The sequence below is a fragment of the Lawsonibacter sp. genome (assembly GCF_022777125.1).
In the GTDB taxonomy this organism is placed as follows: domain Bacteria; phylum Bacillota; class Clostridia; order Oscillospirales; family Oscillospiraceae; genus Lawsonibacter_A; species Lawsonibacter_A hominis.
Genome location: NZ_JALFGV010000004.1, coordinates 18,388 through 44,520, shown reverse-complemented (window position 1 = coordinate 44,520; position 26,133 = coordinate 18,388). Strand labels below are relative to the sequence as shown.

The window sequence follows — 26,133 nt, the reverse complement described above, 5'->3', positions numbered from 1 at the left end:
CTTGCATCTTGATGATGAATGTTGTACAATATCCAATGAGAGAAGGATCATTATAATGAGCGATTTGAAGAAATACAGCGGCGTGATCCCGGCGTTTTACGCCTGTTACGACGACCAGGGGACCGTTTCCCCTCAGCGGGTGCAGGAATTGACCCGTTATCTCATCGAAAAGGGCGTCAACGGCCTGTACGTAGGCGGCTCCTCCGGCGAATGCATTTACCAGAGCGTTGACGAGCGCAAGACGGTGCTGGAGAACGTGATGGCCCAGGCCAAAGGAAAGATCGCGGTCATCGCCCACGTGGCCTGCAACAATACTGCGGACAGCCGGATACTGGCCGCCCATGCCGAAGGCCTGGGGGTGGACGCGATCGCCTCCATCCCGCCCATCTACTTCCACCTGCCCGAGTACGCCATCGCCCAGTACTGGAACGATATCTCCGCCGCCGCGCCCAATACGGATTTTATCATCTATAATATCCCCCAGCTGGCCGGCGTGGCATTGACCCCGTCCCTGCTGCGGGAGATGAAGAAGAATCCCCGGGTCATCGGCGTAAAGAATTCCTCCATGCCTGCCCAGGATATCCAGATGTGGCGGGACGAGGGCGTCATCGTCTTCAACGGCCCCGACGAGCAGTATGTCTCCGGCCTGGCCATGGGGGCCTGCGCCGGGATCGGCGGCACCTATGCCGTCATGCCGGAGCTCTTCCTGAAGGTATATGACTGCTTCCGCAAGGGCGAAATGGAGACCGCGCGCCAGATTCAAAACGAGATCTGCCGCATCATTTACAAGATGTGCTCCGCCCACGGCAACCTGTACGCCGTAATGAAGGCCATCCTGGATCAAAACGGGGTGCACTGCGGCAGCGTCCGCAAGCCGCTGCCCGCGCTCGCCGGCAGCGACGCCGCCGTGGTGGACGAGGCCGCGGCCATGATTGCCGCAGCCGTCAAAACCTACTGCTGATCCCCCGTGCAAGCGCCCAAGGGCGGGCGCAGGATGCGCCCGCCCTCTTTTTCTAAAAATACCGGGCTGCCTTCTGCGCCCGAGTGACTGAGGTGTCGATCGACATGCGCATCTATCAGGCAGAAACCTATCAGGCCATGAGCCGCCGGGCGGCCAATATCATCTCCGCCCAGGTCATTTATAAGCCGGACTGTGTGCTGGGACTGGCCACCGGGGGAACCCCCGTGGGCACTTACCAGCAGTTGGTGGAGTGGTTTCAGAAGGGCGATCTGAGCTTTGCAGAGGTTCGCTCCGTGAATCTGGATGAGTATCTGGGCCTGTCCCCCCATCATGAGCAGAGCTACCGCTATTTCATGCAGACCAACCTGTTTGACCATATCGATATCAAGCCGGAAAATACCCATGTGCTCAACGGACTGGCCAAAGACCCGGCCGTCGAGTGCGCCGCTTACAACAAGCTCATCCGGGATCTGGGCGGGATCGACCTGCAGCTGCTGGGCATGGGGCGCAACGGGCATATCGCATTCAACGAGCCGGGGGACGACTTCGGCCTGGAGACCCACCTGGTCAGCCTGACGGAGAACACCATCGAGGCCAACGCCCGCTTCTTTGCCAGCCGGGATGAGGTACCGCGCCATGCCCTGAGCATGGGGATCAAGAACATCATGAACGCCCGGCGCATCCTCATCGTCGTCAACGGCGAGGAAAAGGCGGAAGCGGTGTACCAGGCGTTCTGCGGTCCCGTTACCAAGCAGGTGCCCGCCTCCGTGCTGCAGCTGCACCCCGACGTGACGCTGGTGGGCGACAAGGCTGCGCTGCACAAGCTGGCTGAGGCAGGTGAGACGGTATGCGGATAACCGGCGGTCAGGTCTTTGATTTGCATGAGGGCTTTCTCCGGCGGGATGTGTGCTTCGACGGGCGGCTCCTTTCCGACTCCAGCAGCGACGGCAAGATCTACGACGCCGCAGGCTGCTATGTGATCCCGGGCCTGACCGACCTGCACTTCCATGGCTGCAAGGGTCAGGACTTCTCCGACGGTGACGCCGGGGGCCTGGAGACCATGGCAAAGTACGAGCTTTCCAGGGGGGTGACCCAGATCTGTCCCGCGGGCATGACCCTGCTGGAGGATCAGCTGATCCGGATCTGCCGGGTAGCGGCCGCCCATCGGGAGGCCGACCGGCCCGGCGCGGCCCTGTGCGGGGTGAACCTGGAAGGGCCCTTCCTGTCCCGGGCCAAAAAGGGCGCCCAAAACGGCGACTGGCTGCGCGATCCCGATCCGGCGCTGCTGCGGCGGCTGCTGGCGGAGTCCAAGGGGCTGGTGAAGCTGGTGTCGGTGGCCCCGGAACTGCCCGGCGCCATGGAATTCATCGAAGCGGTGGAGGAGATCGTCACGGTCTCCCTGGCGCATACGACCGCGGATTATGATACCGCCATGGAGGCCTTTCGTCTGGGCGCCCGGCAGGTGACCCACCTGTTCAACGCCATGCCGCCCTTTTCCCACCGCGCCCCCGGCGTAGTGGGTGCGGCGCTGGATACGCCGGGCTGTATGGTGGAGCTGATCTGTGACGGCATACACATCCACCCGGCAGTGGTGCGCTCGGTGTTTAAAATGTTCGGTGAGCAGCGCGTGATCCTCATTTCCGACTCCATGCGGGCGGCCGGTATGCCGGACGGGCAATATACTCTGGGCGGACAGGATGTGACCGTGAAGGGCAAGCTCGCTACGCTGGCCGACGGCACCATCGCCGGTTCGGTCACCGACCTGATGGGCTGCCTGAAAACTGCCGTATCCTTTGGGATCCCGCTGCATGCCGCAGTGCGCGCCGCGGCGGTCAATCCGGCCCGCGCCATCGGCATTTACAGCCGGTGCGGCAGCCTGGAGCCGGGCAAGCGAGCCAATGTAGTCATTCTGGATGAACGTCTGGAGCTCAAGGATGTCTTCTTCCGCGGCGAACTGGTTCGCGGTGAAGGATAGAGACCCCCATAAAAAGGCATCCCATTTCTACTCCATTTCAATAGAAATGGGGGAGCCGTAAAAAAGGAGGAAAACCCCGCCGGGCCGGCGGTGCGGCAGTGTGGAGACCTGTCGTAACGTCCGCAGGACCAAGCGCCTGCGGACAAGGGGGTAGGTGCGAAGGCTCTGCCCTTACGGCCCATGCGCATGGCAACTGTGACCCTGAAGAACATCAAAAAGATCTACGACAACAAGGTGACCGCCGTCCACGACTTTAATCTGGAGATCGCGGATAAGGAATTCATCGTGCTGGTAGGCCCCTCCGGCTGCGGCAAATCCACCACCCTGCGGATGGTGGCCGGACTGGAGGACATCTCCGAGGGCGACCTGTTCATCGGCGACAAGCGGATGAACGACGTGGAACCCAAGGACCGGGATATCGCCATGGTCTTCCAGAACTACGCGCTCTACCCGCACATGACGGTCTATGAAAACATGGCCTTCGCCCTGAAGCTGCGCAAGACGCCCAAGGACGAAATCGACCGGAAGGTCCGTGAGGCGGCCGAGATCCTGGATATCACCCAGTATCTGGACCGCAAGCCCAAGGCGCTCTCCGGCGGCCAGCGGCAGCGTGTCGCCATCGGCCGCGCCATCGTTCGGGACCCGCAGGTCTTCCTGATGGACGAACCGCTGTCCAATCTGGACGCCAAGCTGCGCAACCAGATGCGCGCGGAGATCATCAAGCTTCGTCAGCGCATCAACACCACCTTTATTTACGTAACGCATGACCAGACCGAGGCCATGACGCTGGGCGACCGCATCGTGATCATGAAGGACGGCTTCATCATGCAGATCGGCACGCCGCAGGAGGTCTTTGACCATCCGGCCAACGTTTTTGTGGCGGGCTTTATCGGCTCCCCCCAGATGAATTTCTTCGACGCCAAGCTGGAGAAGGCGGGCGACGCCTATCAGGCGGCGGTGGCCGGCGCGGTGATGCCTTTGGCGGAGGAGACCTGCAAGGCTCTGGCTGCCAGAGGGATTTCTCCCATGGACGTGACCTTGGGCGTGCGTCCCGAGCACATCACCTTTGCAAAGGATACCGGAAGCCACACCATCACCGGCAAGGTGGATGTGTCCGAGATGATGGGCAGCGAGGTCCATCTGCACGTGACGGCCGGGGAAAAGGACGTGGTACTGCGGATTCCCACCACCGACCTGCCCGCCGAGTACCGCGGCGGCATCCCGTACGGCTCCGAGGTGCACTTTACCTTCCGGCCGGAGCTCATCCACCTGTTCGATCCCCAGACCGAGCTGAATCTTCTGGGTCTGTAAGGGCGTCCTAGCCCCTGAGCGCCGCAGCCCGAGCCGGGCTGCGGGAAGCAGGGAGCAGCCGGACCGGAGCTGCGCCGCAAAGCGGCGCAGCTCCGGTTTTTTTGCGCGCGGCTGCGGACGAAACCGCCGGGGCACTGGCGCATGATGTGGAAGTTTTCCATAGATATCGTAAAAATATCCCTTTACAGAGCGTCTTGCGGTGCGTATACGATAAAAGACAATACAATAACGTCGTTCGAGCCTGTCTTAGGCAGGCAGCCATGGAAGCGGGTGCAATGCCCCACGAGTCGGTCACTGTGAAGCCCGGAAACGGGATAAGTCAGATACATGTCGGAAGGCGTACACCCCTGCCGGAACCGGGGGCGGCCGTATGCGCACCATCTGCAGGGTGCGCTGCTTCCGCCTGCGGTCCAGGGACCGGAGGCGTTTTGTTTTGTCTCTGCGGTTGGGTGCAGTCCCTTTTTTCTTCCTCCCTGCTTGGCTGAGAGCCGGCGTCTCACTTGAGACGCCGGCTCTCAGCCCCGTAACGGGTCGTTTTGGACGCCGGGGACGCAGACGGAAGCACGCTTGCCCTAATAAGACCAAAGTCCGCCCAGCCAGCCCGAACACCCCCCAAAACAGAGGGCAAGGGCAACGCTTACCGGGCGCGGTGGCCGTCCGCCTGGTTTTTCCGTATACCAAAAGCGGGCGCCGCAGACCGGACCGGCGGAAAAAGGATGCGGGTTTCGAGCATAACCTGCCGGCGGGGCTGCAATACTACTCAGGGGACAGGGGACGATAAAAATAGTCCCGATTATGCGGAATAGGGACACGGGGGCGATCGAGCTGTCTGAGACTATGGAGCGGGAAGCGCTGTTTCGCGCGCTGGAACGGAGCCTGATGGAAGACCTGCGGCCCAGCATAGCGCTGGAGGCGCTGTTTGCGGGAGCGGTTCCGCCCGAATTTGAGCCGCTGCGCCGGATGAAGACCACGGCGCAGTCGCCGGTCCATCATCCGGAGGGAAACGTATGGAACCATACGATGCTGGTGGTGGATGAAGCGGCGAAGCGGCGGGCGGAGAGCAAAGATCCTGCGGCCCTGATGTGGGCTGCGCTGCTCCATGACGTTGGAAAGCCGGATACGACCCGCGTCCGAAAGGGGAAAATCACCTCTTACGGACATGAAACCTTGGGTGCGGAACTGGCCCGGAGGTTTTTGCAGCGCTTTTCGGCCGATCAGGACCTAATCGGCCGGGTGTGCGCATTGATCCGATACCATATGCAGGTCCTGTTCGTCGGGAAGGGAATGCCTTTTGCCGACGTGAACGGGATGCGGGAAAACGCTGACCTGGAGGAAGTGGCGCTGCTGGGCCTGTGCGACCGTATGGGCCGGCTGAACGCGGATGCGGAGCAGGAGGCGGAGAACATCCGGATCTTTTTGGAGCGCTGCGGCCGCTGAGCGGAGGGGGAACGGAATGGCGAAGTATTATCATGGCGCGGGACGGGCGGGCCCCTACTTTGAGGGCTGGTATCTGAAGTGCCAGACAAAGGACGGAAGGGGCCTGGCGCTGATTCCCGCCCTGCACGTCGACCGTGCGGGGCGGCGCAGCGCCTCCCTCCAGGTCATTGCGGACGGCGGGGCCTGGTGGGCGGAATATCCGGATGCGGCGCTGCAGGCATCTGAGGGCGTGTTCCAGATCTGGCTGGATGGGAACCTCTTTAACCGCAAGGGGATCTGGCTGAACGTGGAGCAAAGCGGACTTTCCCTCCGGGGAGCGCTGCTCTGCGGCCCCTTTACGCCGCTCAAATCGGACATTATGGGGCCATTCCGCTTTTTGCCGGGAATGGAGTGCCGCCACGGTGTGATCAGCATGGGCCATACGCTGGAAGGAACGTTGACCCTGAACGGCGCGGCCATGGACTTTACCGGCGGTACCGGTTATGTGGAGACGGACCGCGGGCGGTCTTTTCCCAGCGCTTATCTCTGGACCCAATGCGCGTGGCGGGAGACGCGGTGCAGCAGCCTGATGCTCTCCATTGCGGACATACCGCTGGCGGCGGGGAGCTTCACCGGATGTATCTGCGCGGTGCTGCATCAAGGGCGGGAATACCGCCTGGCCACCTATCAGGGCGCCCGGGTCGAGCGATGGTCCGGCGGCGGAGCGCTGATCCGTCAGGGGCGGTACCGCCTGGAGGCGGAAGTGCTGGAGGGGCGGGGACATCCCCTGCGGGCCCCCGTGGAAGGCGGTATGGGCCGTATCATATACGAACGGCTCAGCGCCAAAGTGCGCTACCGGTTTTGGAAGGAAAACGCGCTTTTGTTCGAGCATACCGATGCGCATGCCAGCTTTGAGTTTGCGGAGCAAGCGTACCGGCCGGACGCATCAGCCGTGTGGAGCGATTGAAACAGGCGGGGGTCCTCTGTTTTGCAAAGGCCCCCCGCCTCAGACCGTCAAAAAACCTCCCGGGGGAAGGCCTCGCAGAGTTCCGTCGTCCACAGACGACGGAAGGAAAGGAAGCTCCGTCATTTCCGGCGACATGCGCGTCGGAAATGACTCCTCTCATGACGGCCAGGGCGACTTTTCCGCAGGAATCGAGCCCTGGCCGTCATGTACCCCTCTGTCGAAAAAGGCCTTTAGCCTTTTTCGACAAGCTGAGGCGGGGGTCCTCTGTTTTGCAGAGGCCCCCCGCCTGAGATGTTCCCAAGCGTGTCGAAGCCGCTTGCGGGCCGAGCCATATGCATTGGTGCCACACCTGGCGTTTTTCTGCGATTGTGCCTGGCGGGCGGTCAGTACTGCGAGACCATGTTCCTGCAGACGTTCAGCGTGCTCTCCTTGATGTTCTGGAGGTGGATGGAGAGATGCCTGGTGGCGCTGACCAGATCACGCGTGCGCAGGGCATAGATGATATCCAGGTGCTCCTGCCGGGATTTTACCAGGCGCTTGGGCGTCATGGCCGAGATCCGGCGCAGCTGCTCCAGCTGGGCCTCCAGCGTCTTGTGGAATTTGATCATGCGGGAGTTGCCGGAATATTTCATGATCATCATGTGCAGGTCGCGGTCCGAGCGATAGAAGGCCTCCTGCGTGGGGGGTTCTTCGCTTTTTTTATCGTCCAGATAACGCACCCGGTCCTCAATGTAGTCCAGCTCGTCGTCGGTGATGCAGTTGATCGCACTTTTCAGGGCGGTGATCTCAAAGAGCTCCCGGAGCTGAAAGATCTCCTCCACGTCCTGCACGGTCAGATTGGTCACAAAGGTCCCCCGGGAGGGCAGATGGCGGACCAGCCCTTCGGATTCCAGCTGCTTGAAGGCCTCCCGGATCGGAGTGCGGCTGATGTTGAGCCGATCCGATATGTCCTGCTCGACGATGGCCTGCCCTGGCTTCAGCTCATAAGACATGATCGCATCCAGCAAATAATCGTAAGCTACATTTTTTAAACCGCGTTTTCCCATGATGTTACGTTTCTCCTTTCGACTCAGCGGGTGCTGCGCCCCAACGGCCGTCCTCTCCGGCGCGGAGCCCGAACTGGTCCAGCACCCGAACCACCTGATAACGGATCAGATCCTCGATTTGTCTGGGGCGGTGATAAAAGCTGGGCATGGGCGGCACGATCCGTACTCCCAGGCGGCTCAGCTTGAGCATGTTCTCCAGGTGGATGGCGTTGAGAGGCGTCTCCCTGGGGCAGAGCACCAGCGGGCGGCCCTCTTTCAAAGTCACGTCCGCCGCCCGGGCGAGAAGATCATGGTCATACCCGTTGGCAATCGCGCTCAATGTCTTCATGCTGCAGGGCAGGATGATCATTCCCATCGTGCGGAACGAGCCGCTGGAAATGGCCGCCCCCAGTGCGTCGGCTTGATAGGACACATCGGCCAGGGCCCGGACCTGTTCCGGCGTGTAGTCCGTCTCCAGGCGGATGGTCTCCTCCGCCCACCGGCTGACCACCAGATGGAGCTCTGCATCACTGCATTCCCGCAGCAGTTCCAGCAGACGGATTCCATAAATGGCGCCGGTGGCGCCGGAGATGCCCACCACGATACGTGGACGCTCCATACGACCCCTCCTTGTTGTCGGTTCACACCCCAAAATGAGAGTACAAGCGGTGCTGCACGTTAAAATTCCTCTTCACATTGTATACAATCTGTGCTTATTGTAGACCATTTGACATTCCATGTCAAGGTAAAATCTTGAATTTTTAAGTTTTTGGTCAAAATAAGAACTTTTTTACGGACATATTTGCTTTTATACAAAAAGTAATGCATTTAATTTCTATTTATCGCTTTAAAATAATAACTAAAACAACCCTGTACATTTTAGCGGAAGCGATGAAATTATCGAAAAAGACCAATTAGAGGCGAAAAATATGAAAAAGGCTATTGAAATATACCAGAGATTCCGCTAGAATATGTGACACAAGGTTGTATACAATGAAAATACAATTTCAATAAAAAACTTCAAACAATTTATTTTTTGTTCTAAATTGTATGCTCATTGTATTCAATCAGAATTGCTTAAGGAGGAACAAGAATATGGCGAATCTGAAGGTAAACGTGGCTGGCGTGGAGTTCCCCAATCCTGTTATTGTGGGCTCTGCCTCTCCTTCTATGGACTGGATCGGCGTCAAGAAAGGCATTGAGGGCGGCTCCGGCGGCGTGATCGTGAAGTCCCTGTTCGGTGAAAAAGGCAAGCTGGGCCGCAACTTCCCCCGTCCCCGCTTCAAGCTCTATGACTACAAGACCTATCCCGGCTATCCCCAGTCCCTGCCCCATGCGTTTACGCTGAACTCCCTGGAGGAGTGCTCCCACTTTGGTTACCAGGAGTACATGGAGGATGTAAACCGGGCCAAGGACGCAGTGGGCGATAAGGGCATCGTCATGGCCAGCCTGTCCGGCGTTACCCTGGACGAGTGGCAGGAGATGGTGGGCCTGGTGAACGAGACCAATGCCGACTGGGTGGAGCTGAACGTATCCTGCCCCTTCGCCGCCGACATGGGCGTCAAGATGGGCGCCGGAGCCGTGGATATGACCGCCGACGTGGTCCGTACCTGCGCCAACCTGCTGAAGAAGCCCTTCAGCGTCAAGGTCTCTCCCCAGACCGTGGATCAGTCTTCCGTGGCGCTGGCCTGCCAGGAAGCCGGCGCCCAGTGCATCAACCTGTCTGCACGCTTCTCCGGCTTTGACCTGGATATCGATCAGGCCCGTCCCGTGGGCCCCGGCGCCCAGGGCGGCTGGGGTGGCCCCTACTTCATCGGCTACGGCCTGAAGAACTGCGCGCTGGCCGCCAACAAGCTGAGCATTCCCATCATCGCCGGTCTGGGCGTGTGGGATTGGCGCGACATCATCAAGTACACCATGGTGGGCGCTTCTCTGGTGCAGTCCGGCGTGGGCATCATGCTCCAGGGGTACGACGTGGCCAAGAAGTGGAACGAGCACATCAGCCAGTGGCTGGATGCCCGCGGTTACAGCTCTCTGGACGATATCCGCGGCATCGCCCTGCCCAACGTCCTGAAGACCGCTCAGGTGGAGCGCGCGCCCGAGGGCGTGTACGCCAAGGTGGACTACGACAAGTGCACCAAGTGCGGCGTGTGCAAGCGCAGCTGCTTCTATGACGCCATTACCCTGACCAAGTGCGGCGCGGTCATCGACCAGCACAAGTGCGACGGCTGCGGCATGTGCATGGAGGTCTGCCCGGCCAACGCCGTGTCCATGACCTCTCCCCAGAAGCGGGCGAATTAATGTTGCTTTGACCAGGAGGTCCTGCAAGTGAGAGAACTTCAATGCGGCGTTCTGGTGGTCGGCGGCGGCGCCGCCGGCACCAGAGCCGCTTACGAGGCCAAGAGGGCGCACCCGGAATTAGAGGTGTGCCTGGCCGTCACCGGCCGGTATGAGACCGGCGGCAGCACCAATATGGTGGCCTCGGAGGCTCTGGGCATCAACGCGCCCTTCAACTGTGAGGGGGACGGGGACGATCCGGAGATCTACCTGGAGGACACGCTCCAAACCGGCGGAGGGCTGGGCGATTCGGCCCTCTGCTGGGTCCTGGCCCACGAGGCTGCCGACCGGGTACGGGAGTTGGCGGAGCTTGGCGTTCCTTTCGCGCACAGGGGCGGGCATCTGGAGCAGCAAAAGCTCTCCGGGTGCACCAGGGCCCGCTCTTTGACCTGCGGCGGCAGCACAGGGCGTCAGATTACCCGCTGCCTCAAGCAGGCCGCGCTGGCACAGGGCGTTCGCCTGTTGGAGCAGGTGTCCATACTGGGGCTCTGCCGGGAGGAAAACGGCCGTGTCTGCGGCGCCTGGGGTCGGGATGAGGCTGGTGCGCTGCGAATCCGCGCCGGGGCGGTCGTCCTGGCCACCGGGGGCGCAGGGAGCATTTTTTCCGTCAACGTCACGCCGCCGACCCAGACCGGAGACGGCTGGGCTATGGCCTATGAGGCCGGGTGCCGGTTCGTCAATATGGAGTTTTTCCAGATCGGTCCGGCGGTGGTCTGCCCGGGGCTTACCTTTATTATCCACAGCCATATGTGGCGGTTTCTGCCCAAGCTTACCAACCGCGATGGCGCGGAGTTCCTGGCGCGATACTGCCAAGGCGGCACGACCCCGGAGGAGGCTTTGGATCGGAAGGCCATGTCCTATCCCTTCTCGGTCCGTACAGACGCCAAGTATGTGGACATCGGCATCTTCCAGGAAATCGCCCAGGGCCGGGGCACCGAAGAGGGCGGCATATGGTTTGATGTGTCCCACGTGACCCGGGAAGAACTGCTGGCCAAGGCGCCCATCACGTACAACACGCTGCTCCGGGCGGGGATCGACTGTGCCGTGGAACCGCTGCAGGTCACCATGGCGGTGCAGAACTTCAACGGCGGGATCCTGATCGACACCAACGGCTTCACCGGAGTCGAGGGATTGTACGCGGCGGGGGAGATCACCGGGGGCGTCCACGGGTCGGACCGGCCCGGCGGAAACAATCTGACGGATACCCAGGTCTTCGGCTACCGCGCCGGACGGGCCGCCGCGGATCATGCGGCCTCTGCGCCGGCTGCGGCGGTGGTCCTGGAAGAAGCGGGACCGCGCCTGGAGCCTGACGAGGAGGAGCGGGCGCTCATTGCTCAGAGCGAGCGGCTGTACTACCAGAACCTGACGGTGGTGCGCAATAGCCAGGGACTTCAGCGTGTGCTGGACTTTACCGGAGCGCACCTGCGGCCGGGCATCTCCGCACCGCTGCGCAACCGTCTGCTGTTGGGCAGACTGTTCGCCATGGCGCAGCTCACCCGGACGGAGAGCCGGGGCACCCATTACCGGGAGGATCATCCGGAGACAGCGCCGGAATGGCGCCGCCGTTTGGTCTTCCGCCGGGGCGCCGACGGGGAAGCGGTACTGTGCCAAGATGAAAATGAGGCGAAATGATATGGAACGGTTTACGGAAGAATACCGGGCGCGCTTCGCGGCGCTCTCGACGACAAATGTTTCCGACGCCATGGATGCGCTGGGCATCCATGGCGCCACCTACGGCATCCGGCCTATGTGGCATACCATGGAGAAGGTCCTGGGACCGGCGGTAACGCTGAAGATGACCGCCGCGGGCCAGACCAAGGGCAAATATCATCTGGGTGTGCGGGCCATCGACGCGGCGGAGCCGGGCGATGTGATCGTGGTGGATAACGGCGGACGGATCGACACCTCCTGCTGGGGCGGCGTTCTGGCCACCGGGGCCAGCGTGAAGGGCATCTCCGGCGTGGTCATCGACGGCGCCTGCCGGGATCTGGATGACTGCGTAGAGCTGAATTTTCCGGTTTACGCCCGCGGAACCGTGGTGGCCACGGCCCGCGGACGGGTCCAGGAGGAGGCCACGAACGTCATGGTCCAGTTCGGCGGCGTTCAGGTCCGCCCCGGAGACATTGTCATGGGCGATAAGAGCGGCGTGGTAGTGGTCCCGGTGGAATGGGTGGACCAGGTGCTGGATAAGGCCGAGCAGCTCTTCCGGAAGGAAGAGGGGATGGTAGCGCAGATCCGCGCAGGAAAGACCATGATTGAGGTGGACGAGGCGTTCCAGTATGAGCGGATGCTGAAGTAACTCCATGCCCGCCGGAAGCCCTGTGGTTTGGAAACAAACGGAAAAGGGGGACACTGCGAATGAGTTTATTCCGGAAGAAAGAAGCATCAGGAGCGGAAAAGCCTGAGAAGCAGGCGGTTGTAACCAAGCGGAACCTGACCGGAGCACTCGAAATCATAGCTACTGCTGTTTGCGTCGTAGGTGTCGTTTTTCAGCTGTATAACGCCGGATTCGGCGCTATGACAGAGCTTCAACTCCGGGCATTCCATTGGATGTATATCGGCTTTTTGGGTTTTTTGCTCTATGGAATCAATCCCTCGCGACATACGGATAAGGTCCCTGTTTATGACATCATTTTTGCCGTGTTGACTGCGGCGTGCTGCATTTATCTGTTTTTCTCCTGGGACCGGATTGCACGCAATTTCGGCTTTATCACCACCATGGATACGATCGTAGGGATCGTTCTGGTGCTGCTGGTGTTGGAGCTGACCCGGCGGGCGATCGGAATCCCGCTGGTGATCGTATCCCTGATTTTTTTGGCGTATGCCTTCTTCGGCGGCCATATCAGCGGCATCTTTGCCAGCAAGGATTTTACCCTGAACCAGGTGGTCCGCACGCTGTTTGCCAGCACGGACGGCATTTTCGGGATGCCGATCGGCGTCTCGGCCTCTTATGTCGTGCTCTTCATCCTCTTCGGTTCCTTCCTGCAGGAGTCCGGAGGCGGCGAGCTTTTCACCGATGTAGCCTTTGGACTGGTGGGACGTTTCCGCGGCGGACCCGCCAAATCGGCTGTGGTAAGCAGCTGCCTGTTCGGTATGATCTCCGGGGCGGCTGTGGCCAACGTGGTCACTACCGGCACGTTTACCATTCCCCTGATGAAAAAGGGCGGCTATAAATCTCATTTTGCCGGCGCGGTAGAGGCTGTGGCGTCCTGTGGAGGGCAGTTTATGCCGCCCATCATGGGGGCGGCCGCCTTTATGATCGCAACGAACTGTGACGTGGCCTATGGCATCGTGGCTGTATCGGCACTTGTTCCGGCATTGCTTTACTATTTTTACTTGTTCATTTGTTTGGACGCAGAGGCAAAAAAGAACGGTCTGAAAGGGCTTGAAGCGTCTGAATTGCCTTCCATCAAAACGGCGCTGAAGAAGCGGGGCCATATGCTCATCCCTCTGGTGGTGCTCATTTTCCTGCTGGTCAGCGGCTATTCCCCCGGGAAATCTGTTTTTTGGAGCATTATCCTCCTCATCGCCACCGCAGCGATCAAAAAGGACACGCGCATGGGATGGAAGTCCATCGTACATGCCATCCAAAACGGCGTTTACTCTGCGGCGGCGGTTGCCATCGCCTGTGCCTGTGCGGGCATCATTTCCGGCGTTATCTCCCTCACCGGGCTTGGGCTGCGCTTTTCCTCCATCCTGATCCAGCTCTCCGGCGGCAATCTGCTGGTCATGCTGTTGCTGACGATGCTGGCGGCGATCATTATGGGCATGGGGCTGCCCACTTCGGCGGCCTATGTCATTCTGGCTGTGCTCACCAGCCCTGCACTGATTGAGCTGGGTGTGACCCCGCTGGCGGCGCACTTCTTTATCTTCTTCTTTGCCTGTATCTCGACCATCACCCCTCCTGTAGCGCTATCGGCATATGCCGGGGCAGGGATCGCGGGCTCAGACCCCATGAAGACTGGCTGGACGGCATTTACCCTGGGGCTGGCCGGCTATATTGTGCCTTTCCTGGCCGTCTATAAGCCCAGTATCATGCTCATCGGTACCCCGTTCCTTCCCTCGCTGATCGATGTGAGCTTCTCAGTGATAGCGGTGATCAGCATGACCTTTACGGTATCCGGCTTTCTTGGAAAGCGAAAGCTTCCCATTTATATCCGGATCGCGTTCGCCGTGCTCAGCGCTCTGATTTTCCTGGATACCGGAAACTGGGCGGATTTGATCGCCACCATTGGCATCATAGCGCTCTGGGCGATCCTTCACATCCTGCAGAAAAAGGATGCATCCCAATACCCGCCGATCGCTGCGGCTTAGTATGGTTTGTTATAAGCTGAATGGAAAAGGAGTTGTCAAGATGAAAAAGAGTATGAAGCGCCTCATGTGCGGTACCCTTGCTGCCGGTTTTCTCTTCCTGGCTTCCTGCGGCGGAAATTCGTCCGCCACGACAACACCTGCGCCCGCCAGCAGCGGGCAGCCCCAGAGCGCATCACCGGCTGGAAACCAGGTGTACTCCCTGGTGACGGCCAGCTTGGGCGGAACCTACTATATTGTAGGTTCGGGCCTGGCGGAGGTAATCAATCAGAATGTAGACGGAATCACAGTCAATAACGTAGTTTCCCAGGGATCTACAGGCAATGCCATCAAAGTCGGGACCGGCGAGTCTGAGTTGGGGATTACCAACTACTATGCCGGCATACGGGCGATCGACGGGGTGGCCCCCTTTGAGCAGTCCTATGACATCATGGGCATCTGCTCTCTGCAGTACAGCATCATCCAGTTTAACTCCCTGGCATCCAGCGGCATTACCAAAATGACGGACCTGAAGGGAAAGAAAGTCTCCATTGGTCCGGCGGGCGGCGGCGGAGCTTTGATTTTTGAAGAACTTCTGCCCTATTGGGATCTTTCGATGAATGATATGACCGTCAGCTATATGTCCTATGCCGATGGCGGCGAAGCCCTGACGGACGGACGGATCGACGTGAACGTTCCGCATGGAGCGCCCCCGCTGGAGGCTATTTCTACCACAGCGGTCACAAATCCCATCAGCATCATCAGCATGGAGCCTGATATTTTGGAAAAGGTCACGGCGGACCTGCCCTATTATGACGCTGCGGTGATCCCGGGTGGAACCTATGCCGGCTTGGATGAGGACATCACCTCCCTGGGCGTACAGGATATCCTGGTCTGCAGCGCGGATATGGACGAGGAGACGGTCTACCAGATCACAAAGGCGATCTACGAGAATTTGGAGTACCTGCATACCATCCATGCGTCTCTGGAACCAATGGACTTCCAGGGATACAAGGATTCGCTGGTCCCCCTGCATCCCGGTGCGCGCCGTTTCTATGAGGAGATGGGCTTCGAGCTGGATTGAGAGACGATCCGCCCTGAAAGAGGCAGAAAACGGCCTGACGAGTCTATCACAAACCGATCCCAAACAAAACTTGAAGGAGGTACCTTGAAATGAAAAGAAGAGTATGGGCGGCTTTGTTGGCCGCAGCTATGATGCTGTCCCTTCTGCTAGCGGGATGCAGCACGTCTTCCCCGTCCGGCGGCAATGCCGCCAATGAGACCGGCAGCCCAAGCAGCAGTCAGCCCGGCGAGCAGACAAAGGCGCCCGAAACTGGGAAGACCATCAAAGATATCGCCATTGGTACGGCAGCCTCCGGCGGCGCCTGGTATCCCATCGGCGCGGTCATGTCCGACATCGTCTCCACCTCCGACCTCGGCATCTCCGCCACGGTGCAGACCACCGGCGGCGGCATTGAGAACTGCAAGCTGACCAACAACGGAGATTGCGAACTCTCCATTACTATCGGCTACCTGGCTTACAACGCCCAGAACGGCATCGATCCCTATGAAGGGGCCCAGATGGACAACATCAGCTGCCTGTTCGGCGGGCTCTCCACCGGCGTGATGCAGGTGGTGCTGCCCGGCAACTCCAGCATCCAGACGTTTGCCGATCTGAAGGGCAAAAAGGTGGCGGTCGGCCCTGCCGGCGGCGGCGCCATTACCTGCCTGTCCGCCTGCCTGGAGTATGAGGGCGTGTCTTATTCCGACATCACGCCTACCTATGTCAGCTATGACGAAGGGGTCACGATGATGACCGACGGCCACGTGGACGCCGCCATTGTGTACGGCGGAATCCCCACCTCTGCGGTCTCCACGCTGGTTGCCAGCAATACGGACTTCCGCTTCCTCGCGCTCACGGAAGAGGAGCAGAGCGCAATTCTGGAAGAGTACACTTATTTTGTGCCCGTGACCATCCCCGCGGATATGTACAACCAGGGCGAAGACGTCCTGACCCTTGGTACCCCCAATATTGTGATCGTGAGCAGCGATATGCCGGAAGACGTGGTATACGACCTGTGCAGCCTGTTCTTTACCGATGAAAACCTGGAAAAGATCCACAATTCTCAGCCCTCTGCCAAGGGGCTGACCTTGGAAAAGGCAGCCACCCAGACCTCCATCCCCCTTCACCCCGGCGCCGAACGGTTTTTCCAGGAAAAGGGCCTGATTGACTGAGTCTTCCGTATATTGAGACACGGTGAAGGCGGGCCGTATGGCCCGCCCGCACCGTGTGTTTTGAAAAAGGAGAGCAACTATGGAATCCAAAATTCAGATTGGCTGCCGGCGTGTTGCGTATGTGCTGCTGATCGTCAGTTCTCTTTTCGCACTCTATACCTCCGGCTTTGGCCTGCTGTCGGCTATGGCCCAGCGGAGCATCCACTGGCTTTTTATGATCGTATGCATCTTTCTGCTGTACCCCATTAAAAAAGGAAAAAACATCAATGTGCTGGATATCGCCCTGGCGGCTGTTTCCGCTTTGGCGACCCTGTACGTGGTGTTCACATGGCAGAGGAACGCGCTGCGGATCGCAGATCCTGCGGTTTGGGAGATCGCGCTGTGCGTCATCGGTGTCCTCCTGGTGCTGGAAGCCACCCGGCGCACCATGGGCATGGCGATGCCCATCATTGCCATCATTGCGCTGGCCTACGCCTTCCTCGGCCCGTATATTCCCGGCGCGCTGAAGCATAAGGGCTTTTCGCTGAGCAGCTTGTCCTCCTTCCTCTATACCACATCGGAAGGCATTTTCGGCATGGCGATGGGCACTTCCGCCACCTACATCATCGTTTTCGTGCTGTTTGGCGCGTTCCTTGCGAAATCCGGCGCGGGCCAGCTTTTTGTGGATCTGTCTCTGGCCGCTACAGGGCGAAAGCGCAGCGGGCCGGCGCAGGCTACCATCCTGAGCAACGCGCTGATGGGGATCATCTCCGGCTCGCCGGTGGCCAACGTGGTCACGACCGGCTCGTTCACATTGCCCCTGCTGAATTCGGCCCATTATCCCATGATCGAGGGGGCGGCGATTCTGGCGGTGGCCGCTACCGGCTCCATGTTCACGCCTCCGGTCATGGGCGCCGCTGCATTTTTGATCGCAGATTACCTTGCAGTTCCCTATGGCAACGTGGTCCTGGCCGCAGTGGTGCCTGCGCTGCTGTTTTACATCAGTCTGGTGGTCTACGCGGATATCTGCGCGGCCAAAAGCGGCCTGACCGGCATTGAAGCCGAGAACCTGCCCAACTGGAAGGCGGCTTTGCGGGATCGCGGGCAGCTGCTCATCCCCATTGTGCTGCTGATCGTGCTTATCGTAAATGGGTGGAGCGCGCTGAAATCCGCGTTCTGGTGCGTCATCCTGATCCTGATCCTGGCAATGATCCGAAAGGGGACCCGGATGGGCCCCAAGGCGATTGCGGAGGCCCTGATATCCGGCTCCAAGGATACGCTTTCCATTGCCGCCGCCTGTGCCTGTGCAGGCATTATCGTTGGCGTGGTGTCCGCCACCGGCCTGGGCGTGAAATTTTCCAGCCTGCTGATGCAGATCGCGGGCAACAGTCCCATCCTGGCCCTCATCCTTACCATGGTGGCGTCCATCATCATGGGAATGGGGCTTCCGCCCACGGCCGTGTATATCATTATGGCCGCGCTGACGGTACCTGCGCTGACCGGGATGGGGATCACCAATATGGCGGCCCATTTCTTTGTGTTCTATTTCTCCTGCGTGGGTGCGATCACGCCTCCGGTGGCCCTGGCGGCCTATTCCGCCTCCGCGGTGGCCCATACGGACCCCATGAAGACCGGCTGGACCGCTTTCCGTATGGGACTGGTGGCGTATATCATCCCCTTTATCTTTGCCTTTAACCCGGTGCTCCTGCTGCAGGGCGGCGACGGCATCATGAACACCATCCTGGCGCTGATCACGGCCACTCTGGGCGTATTCTTCTTTACGTTTGCGTCCGAGGGATACTTCAAGGGCTATCTCCATCCCGTCATTCGGATCCTGTTCGTGGCGGGCTCCCTGTCCCTGATGATCCCGGGCACCGTGACCGACCTGATCGGCATCGCCCTGATTGCGGCGGGCATCGTGCTGCGCAGGGGATTGCGCTGGCATCCGCCGAAAAAAGCCGCGGCTGCCCCGGCGGGGCAAAGGGAAGCAAAAACACAGTGAAGAGGAGTGATTTTGTATGGCAAATCCGAATCTGAGGACCTTCCTGGCGGAAGCAGAAGCAGCTGGCGAGGTCGTCCGGATCAAGAAACACCTGGACCCGAAGTTTCAGGTTTCCGCCGTTCTGGCCAAGCTGGAGGCAGAGGAGAAGTACCCTGCCTGTCTGTTTGAAGATATCGGCAGCGGCGCATATCCCGTGGTGAGCAATCTCTTTGCCAGCCGGAAGCGTCTGGCCCTTTCGCTGGGATGCACCGATGCGGAGCTCAACGCCGTCTACCGGGAGCGGGAGGACAAGCGCATCGAGCCGGTCATGGTAGAATCCGCACCCGTGCAGGAGATCGTCCTTCAGGGGGAAGACGTGGACCTGTACCAGCTGCCCATACTGACCCACAACGCGTTGGACGCCGGCCCCTACGTGACCTGCGGCGCCTCGGTGACGAAGGACCCGGATACCGGGATCCGGAACATCGGGGTCTACCGGCATCAGCTCCATGGCAAGAACAAACTGGGGATCCATATGTCCGAGGCCAGCCATGTCAACTATATTTACGGCAAGTATGAGGCCAGGGGCGAGGATATGCCCATCGCCATTACGCTGGGCCATCATCCGGCGTTTTATCTGGGATGCCTGAGCTTTGTGCCGGTGGGCGTGGATGAGTACGGCGTGGCCGGGGCGCTGATGGGACAGCCGTTGGAGCTGGTCAAGTGCAAGAGCTGTGATCTGGAAGTGCCCGCCGAGGCGGAGATCGTGCTGGAGGGCTATGTCAGCGCCACCGAACGGCAGATGGAGGCGCCCTTCGGAGAGTTCACCACCATGTACGGCGGCCCCCACATGTACCATGTAGTGACGGTCACCGCCATCACCATGCGCAAAAAGCCCATCTATCTGGACTGCTTCTCCGGACATCTGGATCACCAGCTGCTGGGAGGCACCGGGCGCCTGAGCACGATATACAAAACCGTCCGTATGGCCTGCCCCACCGTCAAGGATGTGTTCATGCCCCCGTCCGGCTGCTGCCGGCTGAGCTGCTATGTCTCCATCCACAAACGGCATGAGGGCGAGGCCAAAAACGCCGTCGGCGCCGTGCTGGCTTCCGATCCCTTCATTAAATACGTCGTAGTGGTGGACGACGATGTGAACATTTACAGCGACAGCGCCGTCCTTCAGGCTATCGCCACCCGGCTCAAACCGGATCAAAACGCGTTTATGATCAAAAACGCCAAGGGACACCCCCTGGACCCCACCGCCTATAACGGCTATGTGGTGACTAAAGTGGGCATCGACGCCACCAAGCCCCTGAAAGACTTCCCGGAGACGGTGGAGGTCCCGGGTACAGAGGACGTAGATCTGGAAGAGCTGATCTGCGGCCGGTAAAAGGAGAGAAAAACGATGGAACATGTCATGGAGCGCTTCCAGCGCCTTCCGCTGGGCAATATCTGCGATGCAAACGGAAAGCGGGGGAGCATGGATCCGGCCATCCGGCCGGTGGACCCCAGCCTGCACATGGTGGGGCGCGCCTACACGGTGCGCTGTCACCCCGGCGACAATCTGGCCATCCACAAGGCCATTACAGAGGCGCCGGACGGCAGCGTGCTGGTGATTGATGCGGGCGGCTATACCGGCGGCGGCCATATCGGAGAGATCATGTGCTTTGCCTGCATGCAGCGGGGGATTCGGGGTCTGGTCATCGACGGTACCTGCCGGGATGCGGACGATATCCAGGCGCTGGGCTTCCCGGTGTTTTCCCGGGGCTTTAATCCCGGCGGCACGGTCAAGGAAACGGTGGGGCAGACCGAGATCCCGATCGTCTGCGGCGGCGTGCCCGTGCGGCCCGGCGATCTGGTCGTGGGAAACCGGGACGGCGTGGTCGTGGTGGCAAAAGAAAACATCGAAGCGGTGCTGGAGGGCGCGGAGGCTATCGCCCAGAAGGAGGTCCGGGTCCTGGAGGAACTGAAGCAGGGCAGGACCACCGCCGAGATCTACCAATTCTCTAAAATTCTCTGAGGCACAGAAAGCCCGTTTGCAGCCCGCTCAAAACCGCTGCGCACCGCTCCTCCGCGGGGGTACAAACAGGCTTTCCGAAACCGGAAAGGACGCGCAATGATGGAACCTATGATTACCGACGCGATGGTGGAAGAATTCCGCCAGATGGACACCTGCTGCCTGTCCGACGCAATGGACCGGCTGGGCATTCCCTGCGGATTGGAGGGCATCAAGCCCGTCAATCCCGACTCGGCGCTCTGCGGCCGGGCGTTTACCGTGCATTATGTTCCCTGCGGGACCGTGAAGGGGACCGTGGGCGATTTTCTGGATGATGTGAAGCCGGGCGAGGTCGTGGTCATCGACAACGGCGGGCGGACCTGGTGTACCGTTTGGGGGGACCTGATGTCCATCGCGGCCACCCACAAGGGGATCGCCGGGACGGTGATCGACGGCGTCTGCCGGGATCTGCCCACCGTCCATAAGCTGAACTACAACATTTTTACCAAAGGCCATTATATGGTCACCGGAAAGGACCGGGTGGAGGTAGACCAGATCAACGTCCCGGTAGCGGTATCCGGCGTCCGGGTAGCGCCCGGCGACCTGGTGGTGGGCGACGCCACCGGCGTTGTGGTGATCCCCCAGGAAAAAGCCGCGCGCGTTCTGGAAGTAGCCAAAGAGATTGCCGCCAAGGAGGCGGTGATCGAGGAAAGCGTGGCCCGCGGCGTACCGCTGCGGGAGGCCCGCGCCAAGGTGCATTACCACAACCTGCAGACCCGTGAGGAGACCTGACAGTCCCACATCCAACATACTGGGAGATGGAAACGTATGCATTTAACGGCAGAAGAGCAAAAAATGCTGGACGGCGCCTACGGCGAGACGGTCCGGCGGTCCATGAAGGTGCTGGTCGCACTGGGCGAGATCTACGGCGCGGATCACATGATCGAAGTAAAGAACGTCCATTCCCCCGGCGTCAGCTACCGGGTGGCAGGGGACGCGGGCCTGGGCTATGTGGAGGACGCCAGCAAGGACGCCGTGTTCCAAGTGCCCATGACGCTGAACACCATCGGCATCGACGAAAAGGACTGGAAGCAGATCGGCTTCCCGGAGGACTTCTCCTGCAAGCAGCTGGAGCTCTCCAGAGCTTATGAGAAGATGGGCGCCATCCCCACCAACAGCTGTACCCCCTATCTGAACGGGAACCTGCCCATGTTCGGAGAGCACGTGGCCTGGGGCGAGTCCTCCGCCGTGGCATTCGTCAATTCGGTCATCGGCGCCCGGACCAACCGGGAGGGCGGACCTACCGCCCTGGCCGCCGCGATCACCGGACGGGTACCGGCCTATGGTTACCACCTGGATGAGAATCGGAAGGGCACCCACCTGATCCGGGTGGAGGTGGACCTGAAGACCGATAAGGACTTTGCCGTACTGGGGTATTTCGGCGGCAAGCTGGCCGGGAAAGACGTGCCGGTCTTTGAGGGGATCAAGCGCCGTCCCACTCTGGAGCAGTTCAAGGCGCTTGGCGCGGCCCTGGCCTCGGCGGGCGCGGTCGCCTTGTATCATGTGGTCGGCTTCACGCCGGAAGCGCCTACGAAGCAGGACGTCATCGGCGACGAGATCCAGCCGGTGGTCTTCGATCAGGCGGCCTATGACAAGGTTTGTGAAAAATTCAGCCAGAAGGGCCCCATCGATTTCGTGGTCCTGGGCTGTCCGCATGTGTCCATCCGCGAATTTGAGGAGATCGCCGGCCTGGTCCGGGGCAAGCGCCTGAACAGCGATCTGTGGGTGTGCACCTCCCGCATGGTGCGGGAGCTGGCCGAACGGATGGGCTTTGTGGAGGACATCCAGGCGGCGGGCGGCGAGATCATCTGCGACACCTGTCCGGTACTGTGCTGCACGCTGACCCAGCGGGGCTACAAGACCGTGGCCACCAACTCCGGGAAAATGGCCCACTACGCGCCGGGACTGTGGAATCTGCAGCCCGTGCTGCTGAATACCGCCGAGTGTATCCAGGCGGCCATCGACGGGAAATGGGGGGAGTAACCGTGTGTGAAGAAAAAGTTCTGAGAGGCAGATGCATCGTGGAGGGCTGCGTAGAGGGCGAGGCCCTGGTCACCAACGACGCGATCTCTTTCATGGGAACCATCAACCCCAAGACCGGCTACGTCATCGAACGCAAGCATGAGATCGAGGGAGCGTGCCTGAAGGGGAAGGTGCTGGTGTTCCCCATGTCCAAAGGTTCCACCGGCGGCTCCTACATGCTCTACGATCTGGTGAAAAACGGCGTGGGTCCTCTGGGCATCGTCAATATCGAGGCGGAATCCATCGTGGTCATCGGCGCCATCGTCTCCGACCTGCCGATGGTGGACCGCATCGACATCGGCCAGATCCATACGGGGGATTACGTCCGCCTGAACGCAACGGAAGGGACCGTCACCGTTATTCCGAAGCAGCCCAAAGGCTGACCGGGGCCGGTGAGCTGCGATGGGTGAACTGTTTGCCCTGATCAACGCGGCCGGATGGAGCTGCGGGATGGTATTTGCCCGGCGTGCCCAGCAGCGGGCGCAGGTCGGTATTCTGGGCGGCCTGTACTGCTCGCTGCTGGTCAACACCGTCATCAATCTGATGATGTTCCTGGGCGGCCTTTTGGCGCAGCCGCTCCCGCCGGTCACAGTCCGCGGGATGGTCTTTTTTGTGCTGGGCGGGGTGTGCAACAGCCTGATCGGCCGCGGGCTGCTCTTTTACACGGTCTCCCTGCTGGGGGCGGCCCGGGCCGGGGTGGTGAAGGCCACCACGCCGGTATTCGCGCTGCTGTGCGGCGTCTTTCTGCTGCACGAGGTGATCGCCCCGCTGGATTGGCTGGGGATCGCGGCGGTGCTGTGCGGCGTGCTGACCATCGCCATAGGCGGGGCCCGCCGGAACCAGGGCGGCGCCGCCTGGGACGGGACGGCCGTGCGGGGCGTTCTTTTTGGACTGCTGGCCAGCCTGTTCCTGGCCCTTGGCAACCTGTTCCGAAAGCTGGGCGTCAGTGCGATCCCAAGCTCGTCCGTGGGCGTGTTTGTGGGGTCGCTCAGCGCCTTGAGCGTGCTGAGCGTCTTCCTGCTGATCACCGGACCCGGTATCCTGCGGCAGGCCCTGCGTCATCTGGACCGGGATTATGCCGTGTCCGGACTCAGCACCAGCGTGGCGCTCTATTTCCTGTTTACCTCTTTGCAGATGATCCCGCTCTCGATCGCCAATTCTCTGACGGCGGCGGAGCCGCTGTTTACGCTGCTGCTGGGACGGCTGCTGCTGGGCAGGCAGGAAAAGCCCACCACGGCGCTTGTGGCCGGCGCGCTGAGCACCGTGCTGGGCGCCGTGCTGCTGGCCTGCTTTTGAGCGCGGGGAGCCGCCGGGAGCGCTCAGCCGGTTCGTTTGCCCGCTTGGCACAGCTTCGCGGCCGGAAGGCGGCACAGTGCCCCGGGGTACCCCTGTGCGGGTATCCCGGGGCACTGATTTTGCCGGGGCCTCAGAGGGTGAGGGTGCCGCTCTCATCCTCCAGCAGCAGCAGGATATTTTCCTCCTGGCCGGTGGCGGCGTTGAGGTAGACCAGCATATGGCTGCCGGTTTCCGTTTCGCACTTGAATTCGTGGCAGAGCACCTCGTGTTCGCCGCCGGTGGGGATCACGGCAAGCTGATGGGCAAGCACCTTCAGCGCATCCCCGACGGCGCTGCGCGCCTGATCGGCGGTGACGGCGGGAGCGGGAAGGTCACGGATCCGGTGGTTCATCAGATAACCCTCCGACTGGAAGCCGATGAGCCCCCCGTTATCCAGGGCCACGGACACCTTGATGAGATCGGGGTAGCAGTATACTCCGTCCTGCCGGGGGGCGAAATGAACGGTGAGCACATCGCCAAGATCGATGGAATAGCTGTGATCCATATTCGCATAACCCCGTTGGAGCAGAAATTCCGCCGCCGCCTGGATCGCCGCCTCCCGGCTGAGAGCGGCTCCGGAAACGGGCCGGGAGTTGGTGACCTGGAGCACCTGAGCACCCTGCTTCGTGACCTCTACATACACCTCTCCGCCGTCCACCGCGGCGGAGAAGCCCCAGGTGGGCAGGGCGCCCGCCCCGTCGGAGACCAATGTGAAGATCTCCGGGCGCAGGTCCAGAAAGGCCGCGGCCGCCGCCCGGGCCTCATCCTGGCCCGCCAGAGGCAGCCCTTCCAGGCACTTGGGCGTGCGGTTGGACAAGTGCTCGGAGAAGGGGCCGTCGTAGACCAGGGCGGGCACCTCCGGGAAATCTGCCTCCACCGTCTGAAACGCGGAGCCCGCCGTGACCGGAGCAGACGCGCCGGAAACGCCGGAGAGGCGGGAGCGTACCGCCTCCAGATCCTCCAGTGTGACGGTACGGCCGTCCAGGTCGGACTGGAGGCTCTGCAGCGCATCGGCCAGGGTGGACGCCGTCTGGGCCAGCGCATGCAGCCCGGAACGCTCCTCCTGGGTGCACGTCTGCGCGTCGTAAGCGCCGCGCGAGAGCGCCATGGCGTAGTCTCCGGCTTTGGCCAGAAAGGCGGCGGTCTGCTCCAGCTCCACATTGCCGTAGGGCAGCTCGCCCAGGGCCATCTGAGCGGAGAGCGCCTTGCCGTAGGCCTGCGTACACAGGCTGGAGAACAGCGCGGGCGTGGTGGCGTAGGACGCCTTCTGCAGGGCGGTATCCAGCTCGCCCGCCGCGGTGGCAAGCTCCGCAAAGGCATGCCGGTAGCCGGTGTCCAGCAGGTATTGGTACTGCTGCGCCCGCATGTGGTTTTGGACGGCAAAGCCCAATACGACCGCAAAGGCCGCCGTCAAAAAGCTGGCCGCCCGGATCCGCGTCCGGCGGCGCCAGTGGCTTCTTCGATTCATAAAAACGCCCTCCTTTGGCGGTAGTTTCACCAAAAGAGGGCATTTTTTCTCACGAGCGGGACAAGAAAATGTTACCGCTGTTCGTAGCGCTGCTGGACGAAGGGCCAGTGGATGCGCTCGAACCAGCGCTCCACGTAGTCGGGGCGGCGGTTCTGGTAATCCAGATAATAGGCGTGCTCCCACACGTCCACGCACAGAAGGGGCCACAGCCCCAGAGACAGGGGAGAGTCCTGGTTGGCGGTCTTCAGGACCGAGAGAGCCCCGGAGCGCTCGCAGACCAGCCAGGCGTAACCGGAGCCAAACTGGCCCAGAGCGGCGGCCTTCATCGCGGCGCGCCAGTCGTCATAGGAGCCGAAATCCCGCTCCAGGGCGGCGGCCAGGCCGCCGGAGGGCCGCAGGCCCCGCTCCGGACTCAGGCAGTTGAAGTAGAGCAGATGGTTGTATACCCCGCCGCCGTTGTTGCGGATGGCGGTGCGCTTGGGCTCGGAGAGACAGTCCAGGTGCCGGAGCAGCTCTTCCAGCGTTTTGTTCTGCTCTTCGGGGCGGTCGGCCAGGGCGGTGTTCAGATTGTCGATATAGCTCTTCAAGTGCTTGTCGTGGTGAAAGTGCAGGGTCTTTTCGCTGATCTCATCTTCCAGTGCGTCGTAGGCGTAGGGCAGAGGAGGAAGCTGATAAGGATAGCGCAGTTCCATAGGATTCATCCTTCCCGGTTGTTTTTCCAGCGGTTTTGCGGTATACTCTGTCTAATATTATTCGTATCAAATGAGGAAAC

Annotated in this window: 23 protein-coding genes; 19 read left to right on the top strand and 4 right to left on the bottom strand. The window is 60.8% G+C overall.

The annotated features are described in order from the left end of the window. The first annotated feature begins 55 nt into the window (after positions 1-55). From MR825_RS00335 to MR825_RS00310, 6 genes are all read left to right on the top strand, one after another. Positions 56-961 carry a dihydrodipicolinate synthase family protein gene (locus MR825_RS00335; protein WP_186906099.1) on the top strand — a complete coding sequence of 302 codons (906 nt, stop codon included), beginning with the start codon at positions 56-58 and terminating at the stop codon, positions 959-961. 104 nt (positions 962-1,065) lie between these two features. Then, on the top strand, positions 1,066-1,818 hold the full coding sequence (gene nagB, locus MR825_RS00330) for a glucosamine-6-phosphate deaminase (protein ID WP_186906353.1): 753 nt from the start codon (positions 1,066-1,068) through the stop codon (positions 1,816-1,818). Beyond that, complete coding sequence (gene nagA, locus MR825_RS00325; RefSeq protein WP_186906098.1) at positions 1,809-2,936, top strand: N-acetylglucosamine-6-phosphate deacetylase; 1,128 nt, start codon at positions 1,809-1,811, stop codon at positions 2,934-2,936. Before nagB ends, nagA begins: the two co-directional genes overlap by 10 nt. Before the next feature lie 186 nt (positions 2,937-3,122). Then, positions 3,123-4,247, top strand: coding sequence for an ABC transporter ATP-binding protein (locus tag MR825_RS00320; protein ID WP_287877946.1), 1,125 nt, complete (start codon positions 3,123-3,125; stop codon positions 4,245-4,247). Positions 4,248-5,042: 795 nt separating this feature from the next. Then, on the top strand, positions 5,043-5,684 hold the full coding sequence (locus MR825_RS00315) for an HDIG domain-containing metalloprotein (protein WP_287877944.1): 642 nt from the start codon (positions 5,043-5,045) through the stop codon (positions 5,682-5,684). A 16-nt stretch (positions 5,685-5,700) separates the two neighbouring features. Next, on the top strand, positions 5,701-6,630 hold the full coding sequence (locus MR825_RS00310) for a tocopherol cyclase family protein (RefSeq protein ID WP_186906097.1): 930 nt from the start codon (positions 5,701-5,703) through the stop codon (positions 6,628-6,630). Between the two features lie 383 nt (positions 6,631-7,013). Here the strand turns inward: MR825_RS00310 and MR825_RS00305 are convergent, their stop codons facing one another. Both MR825_RS00305 and MR825_RS00300 read right to left on the bottom strand, forming a co-directional pair. Further along, a complete protein-coding gene (locus tag MR825_RS00305) occupies positions 7,014-7,676 on the bottom strand; it encodes a GntR family transcriptional regulator (protein WP_186906096.1) in 663 nt (220 codons plus the stop codon). Between the two features lie 4 nt (positions 7,677-7,680). Beyond that, the gene (locus MR825_RS00300; RefSeq protein ID WP_186906095.1) at positions 7,681-8,274 is read right to left on the bottom strand and encodes a UbiX family flavin prenyltransferase; all 594 of its coding nucleotides are present in this window, start codon (positions 8,272-8,274) and stop codon (positions 7,681-7,683) included. Between the two features lie 476 nt (positions 8,275-8,750). Between MR825_RS00300 and MR825_RS00295 the strand changes: the two genes are divergently transcribed. From MR825_RS00295 to MR825_RS00235, 13 genes are all read left to right on the top strand, one after another. Then, on the top strand, positions 8,751-9,956 hold the full coding sequence (locus tag MR825_RS00295; protein ID WP_186906094.1) for a 4Fe-4S binding protein: 1,206 nt from the start codon (positions 8,751-8,753) through the stop codon (positions 9,954-9,956). 27 nt (positions 9,957-9,983) lie between these two features. Next, positions 9,984-11,624: an FAD-binding protein gene (locus tag MR825_RS00290; RefSeq protein ID WP_186906093.1), complete on the top strand. Its 1,641-nt coding sequence runs from the start codon at positions 9,984-9,986 to the stop codon at positions 11,622-11,624. A gap of 1 nt (position 11,625) precedes the next feature. Then, positions 11,626-12,291: an RraA family protein gene (locus MR825_RS00285; RefSeq protein ID WP_287877938.1), complete on the top strand. Its 666-nt coding sequence runs from the start codon at positions 11,626-11,628 to the stop codon at positions 12,289-12,291. Between the two features lie 59 nt (positions 12,292-12,350). Continuing rightward, on the top strand, positions 12,351-14,306 hold the full coding sequence (locus tag MR825_RS00280) for a TRAP transporter permease (protein ID WP_287877935.1): 1,956 nt from the start codon (positions 12,351-12,353) through the stop codon (positions 14,304-14,306). A 40-nt stretch (positions 14,307-14,346) separates the two neighbouring features. After that, on the top strand, positions 14,347-15,366 hold the full coding sequence (locus MR825_RS00275; RefSeq protein ID WP_287877933.1) for a TAXI family TRAP transporter solute-binding subunit: 1,020 nt from the start codon (positions 14,347-14,349) through the stop codon (positions 15,364-15,366). Between the two features lie 89 nt (positions 15,367-15,455). Next, positions 15,456-16,517 carry a TAXI family TRAP transporter solute-binding subunit gene (locus tag MR825_RS00270; protein WP_287877931.1) on the top strand — a complete coding sequence of 354 codons (1,062 nt, stop codon included), beginning with the start codon at positions 15,456-15,458 and terminating at the stop codon, positions 16,515-16,517. Positions 16,518-16,596: 79 nt separating this feature from the next. Next, positions 16,597-18,498 (top strand): TRAP transporter permease, encoded by a 1,902-nt coding sequence (locus MR825_RS00265; protein ID WP_287877929.1) that lies wholly within the window; start codon positions 16,597-16,599, stop codon positions 18,496-18,498. A gap of 16 nt (positions 18,499-18,514) precedes the next feature. Next, the gene (locus tag MR825_RS00260; protein ID WP_287877926.1) at positions 18,515-19,870 is read left to right on the top strand and encodes a UbiD family decarboxylase; all 1,356 of its coding nucleotides are present in this window, start codon (positions 18,515-18,517) and stop codon (positions 19,868-19,870) included. Between the two features lie 15 nt (positions 19,871-19,885). After that, entirely contained in the window at positions 19,886-20,500 is a 615-nt protein-coding gene (locus tag MR825_RS00255; protein WP_287877923.1) for an RraA family protein, read from the top strand. A 99-nt stretch (positions 20,501-20,599) separates the two neighbouring features. After that, the gene (locus MR825_RS00250; RefSeq protein WP_243204621.1) at positions 20,600-21,268 is read left to right on the top strand and encodes an RraA family protein; all 669 of its coding nucleotides are present in this window, start codon (positions 20,600-20,602) and stop codon (positions 21,266-21,268) included. Positions 21,269-21,304: 36 nt separating this feature from the next. Then, positions 21,305-22,519: an aconitase X gene (locus MR825_RS00245; protein ID WP_186906087.1), complete on the top strand. Its 1,215-nt coding sequence runs from the start codon at positions 21,305-21,307 to the stop codon at positions 22,517-22,519. Positions 22,520-22,521: 2 nt separating this feature from the next. Beyond that, positions 22,522-22,941, top strand: coding sequence for an aconitase X swivel domain-containing protein (locus MR825_RS00240; protein WP_186906086.1), 420 nt, complete (start codon positions 22,522-22,524; stop codon positions 22,939-22,941). A gap of 19 nt (positions 22,942-22,960) precedes the next feature. Continuing rightward, on the top strand, positions 22,961-23,854 hold the full coding sequence (locus MR825_RS00235; protein WP_186906085.1) for a DMT family transporter: 894 nt from the start codon (positions 22,961-22,963) through the stop codon (positions 23,852-23,854). A gap of 130 nt (positions 23,855-23,984) precedes the next feature. On the opposite strand, the gene MR825_RS00230 is transcribed toward MR825_RS00235, so the two are convergent. Both MR825_RS00230 and MR825_RS00225 read right to left on the bottom strand, forming a co-directional pair. Then, positions 23,985-25,361 carry a PepSY1/2 domain-containing protein gene (locus MR825_RS00230; protein WP_287877913.1) on the bottom strand — a complete coding sequence of 459 codons (1,377 nt, stop codon included), beginning with the start codon at positions 25,359-25,361 and terminating at the stop codon, positions 23,985-23,987. 71 nt (positions 25,362-25,432) lie between these two features. After that, the gene (locus MR825_RS00225; protein WP_186906083.1) at positions 25,433-26,053 is read right to left on the bottom strand and encodes a superoxide dismutase; all 621 of its coding nucleotides are present in this window, start codon (positions 26,051-26,053) and stop codon (positions 25,433-25,435) included. Between the last annotated feature and the right edge of the window lie 80 nt (positions 26,054-26,133).

What these genes read in the sequence shown, in the direction of transcription:
- MR825_RS00225 (WP_186906083.1), bottom strand. Translation starts at nt 26,053, where the DNA reads ATGGAACTGCGCTATCCTTATCAGCTTCCTCCTCTGCCCTACGCCTAC.
- MR825_RS00315 (WP_287877944.1), top strand. Translation starts at nt 5,043, where the DNA reads ATGCGGAATAGGGACACGGGGGCGATCGAGCTGTCTGAGACTATGGAG.
- nagA (WP_186906098.1), top strand. Translation starts at nt 1,809, where the DNA reads ATGCGGATAACCGGCGGTCAGGTCTTTGATTTGCATGAGGGCTTTCTC.
- MR825_RS00260 (WP_287877926.1), top strand. Translation starts at nt 18,515, where the DNA reads ATGGCAAATCCGAATCTGAGGACCTTCCTGGCGGAAGCAGAAGCAGCT.
- MR825_RS00275 (WP_287877933.1), top strand. Translation starts at nt 14,347, where the DNA reads ATGAAAAAGAGTATGAAGCGCCTCATGTGCGGTACCCTTGCTGCCGGT.
- MR825_RS00270 (WP_287877931.1), top strand. Translation starts at nt 15,456, where the DNA reads ATGAAAAGAAGAGTATGGGCGGCTTTGTTGGCCGCAGCTATGATGCTG.
- MR825_RS00310 (WP_186906097.1), top strand. Translation starts at nt 5,701, where the DNA reads ATGGCGAAGTATTATCATGGCGCGGGACGGGCGGGCCCCTACTTTGAG.
- MR825_RS00255 (WP_287877923.1), top strand. Translation starts at nt 19,886, where the DNA reads ATGGAACATGTCATGGAGCGCTTCCAGCGCCTTCCGCTGGGCAATATC.
- MR825_RS00235 (WP_186906085.1), top strand. Translation starts at nt 22,961, where the DNA reads ATGGGTGAACTGTTTGCCCTGATCAACGCGGCCGGATGGAGCTGCGGG.
- MR825_RS00305 (WP_186906096.1), bottom strand. Translation starts at nt 7,676, where the DNA reads ATGGGAAAACGCGGTTTAAAAAATGTAGCTTACGATTATTTGCTGGAT.
- MR825_RS00280 (WP_287877935.1), top strand. Translation starts at nt 12,351, where the DNA reads ATGAGTTTATTCCGGAAGAAAGAAGCATCAGGAGCGGAAAAGCCTGAG.
- MR825_RS00230 (WP_287877913.1), bottom strand. Translation starts at nt 25,361, where the DNA reads ATGAATCGAAGAAGCCACTGGCGCCGCCGGACGCGGATCCGGGCGGCC.
- MR825_RS00250 (WP_243204621.1), top strand. Translation starts at nt 20,600, where the DNA reads ATGGAACCTATGATTACCGACGCGATGGTGGAAGAATTCCGCCAGATG.
- nagB (WP_186906353.1), top strand. Translation starts at nt 1,066, where the DNA reads ATGCGCATCTATCAGGCAGAAACCTATCAGGCCATGAGCCGCCGGGCG.
- MR825_RS00285 (WP_287877938.1), top strand. Translation starts at nt 11,626, where the DNA reads ATGGAACGGTTTACGGAAGAATACCGGGCGCGCTTCGCGGCGCTCTCG.
- MR825_RS00300 (WP_186906095.1), bottom strand. Translation starts at nt 8,274, where the DNA reads ATGGAGCGTCCACGTATCGTGGTGGGCATCTCCGGCGCCACCGGCGCC.
- MR825_RS00265 (WP_287877929.1), top strand. Translation starts at nt 16,597, where the DNA reads ATGGAATCCAAAATTCAGATTGGCTGCCGGCGTGTTGCGTATGTGCTG.
- MR825_RS00245 (WP_186906087.1), top strand. Translation starts at nt 21,305, where the DNA reads ATGCATTTAACGGCAGAAGAGCAAAAAATGCTGGACGGCGCCTACGGC.
- MR825_RS00295 (WP_186906094.1), top strand. Translation starts at nt 8,751, where the DNA reads ATGGCGAATCTGAAGGTAAACGTGGCTGGCGTGGAGTTCCCCAATCCT.
- MR825_RS00320 (WP_287877946.1), top strand. Translation starts at nt 3,123, where the DNA reads ATGGCAACTGTGACCCTGAAGAACATCAAAAAGATCTACGACAACAAG.
- MR825_RS00335 (WP_186906099.1), top strand. Translation starts at nt 56, where the DNA reads ATGAGCGATTTGAAGAAATACAGCGGCGTGATCCCGGCGTTTTACGCC.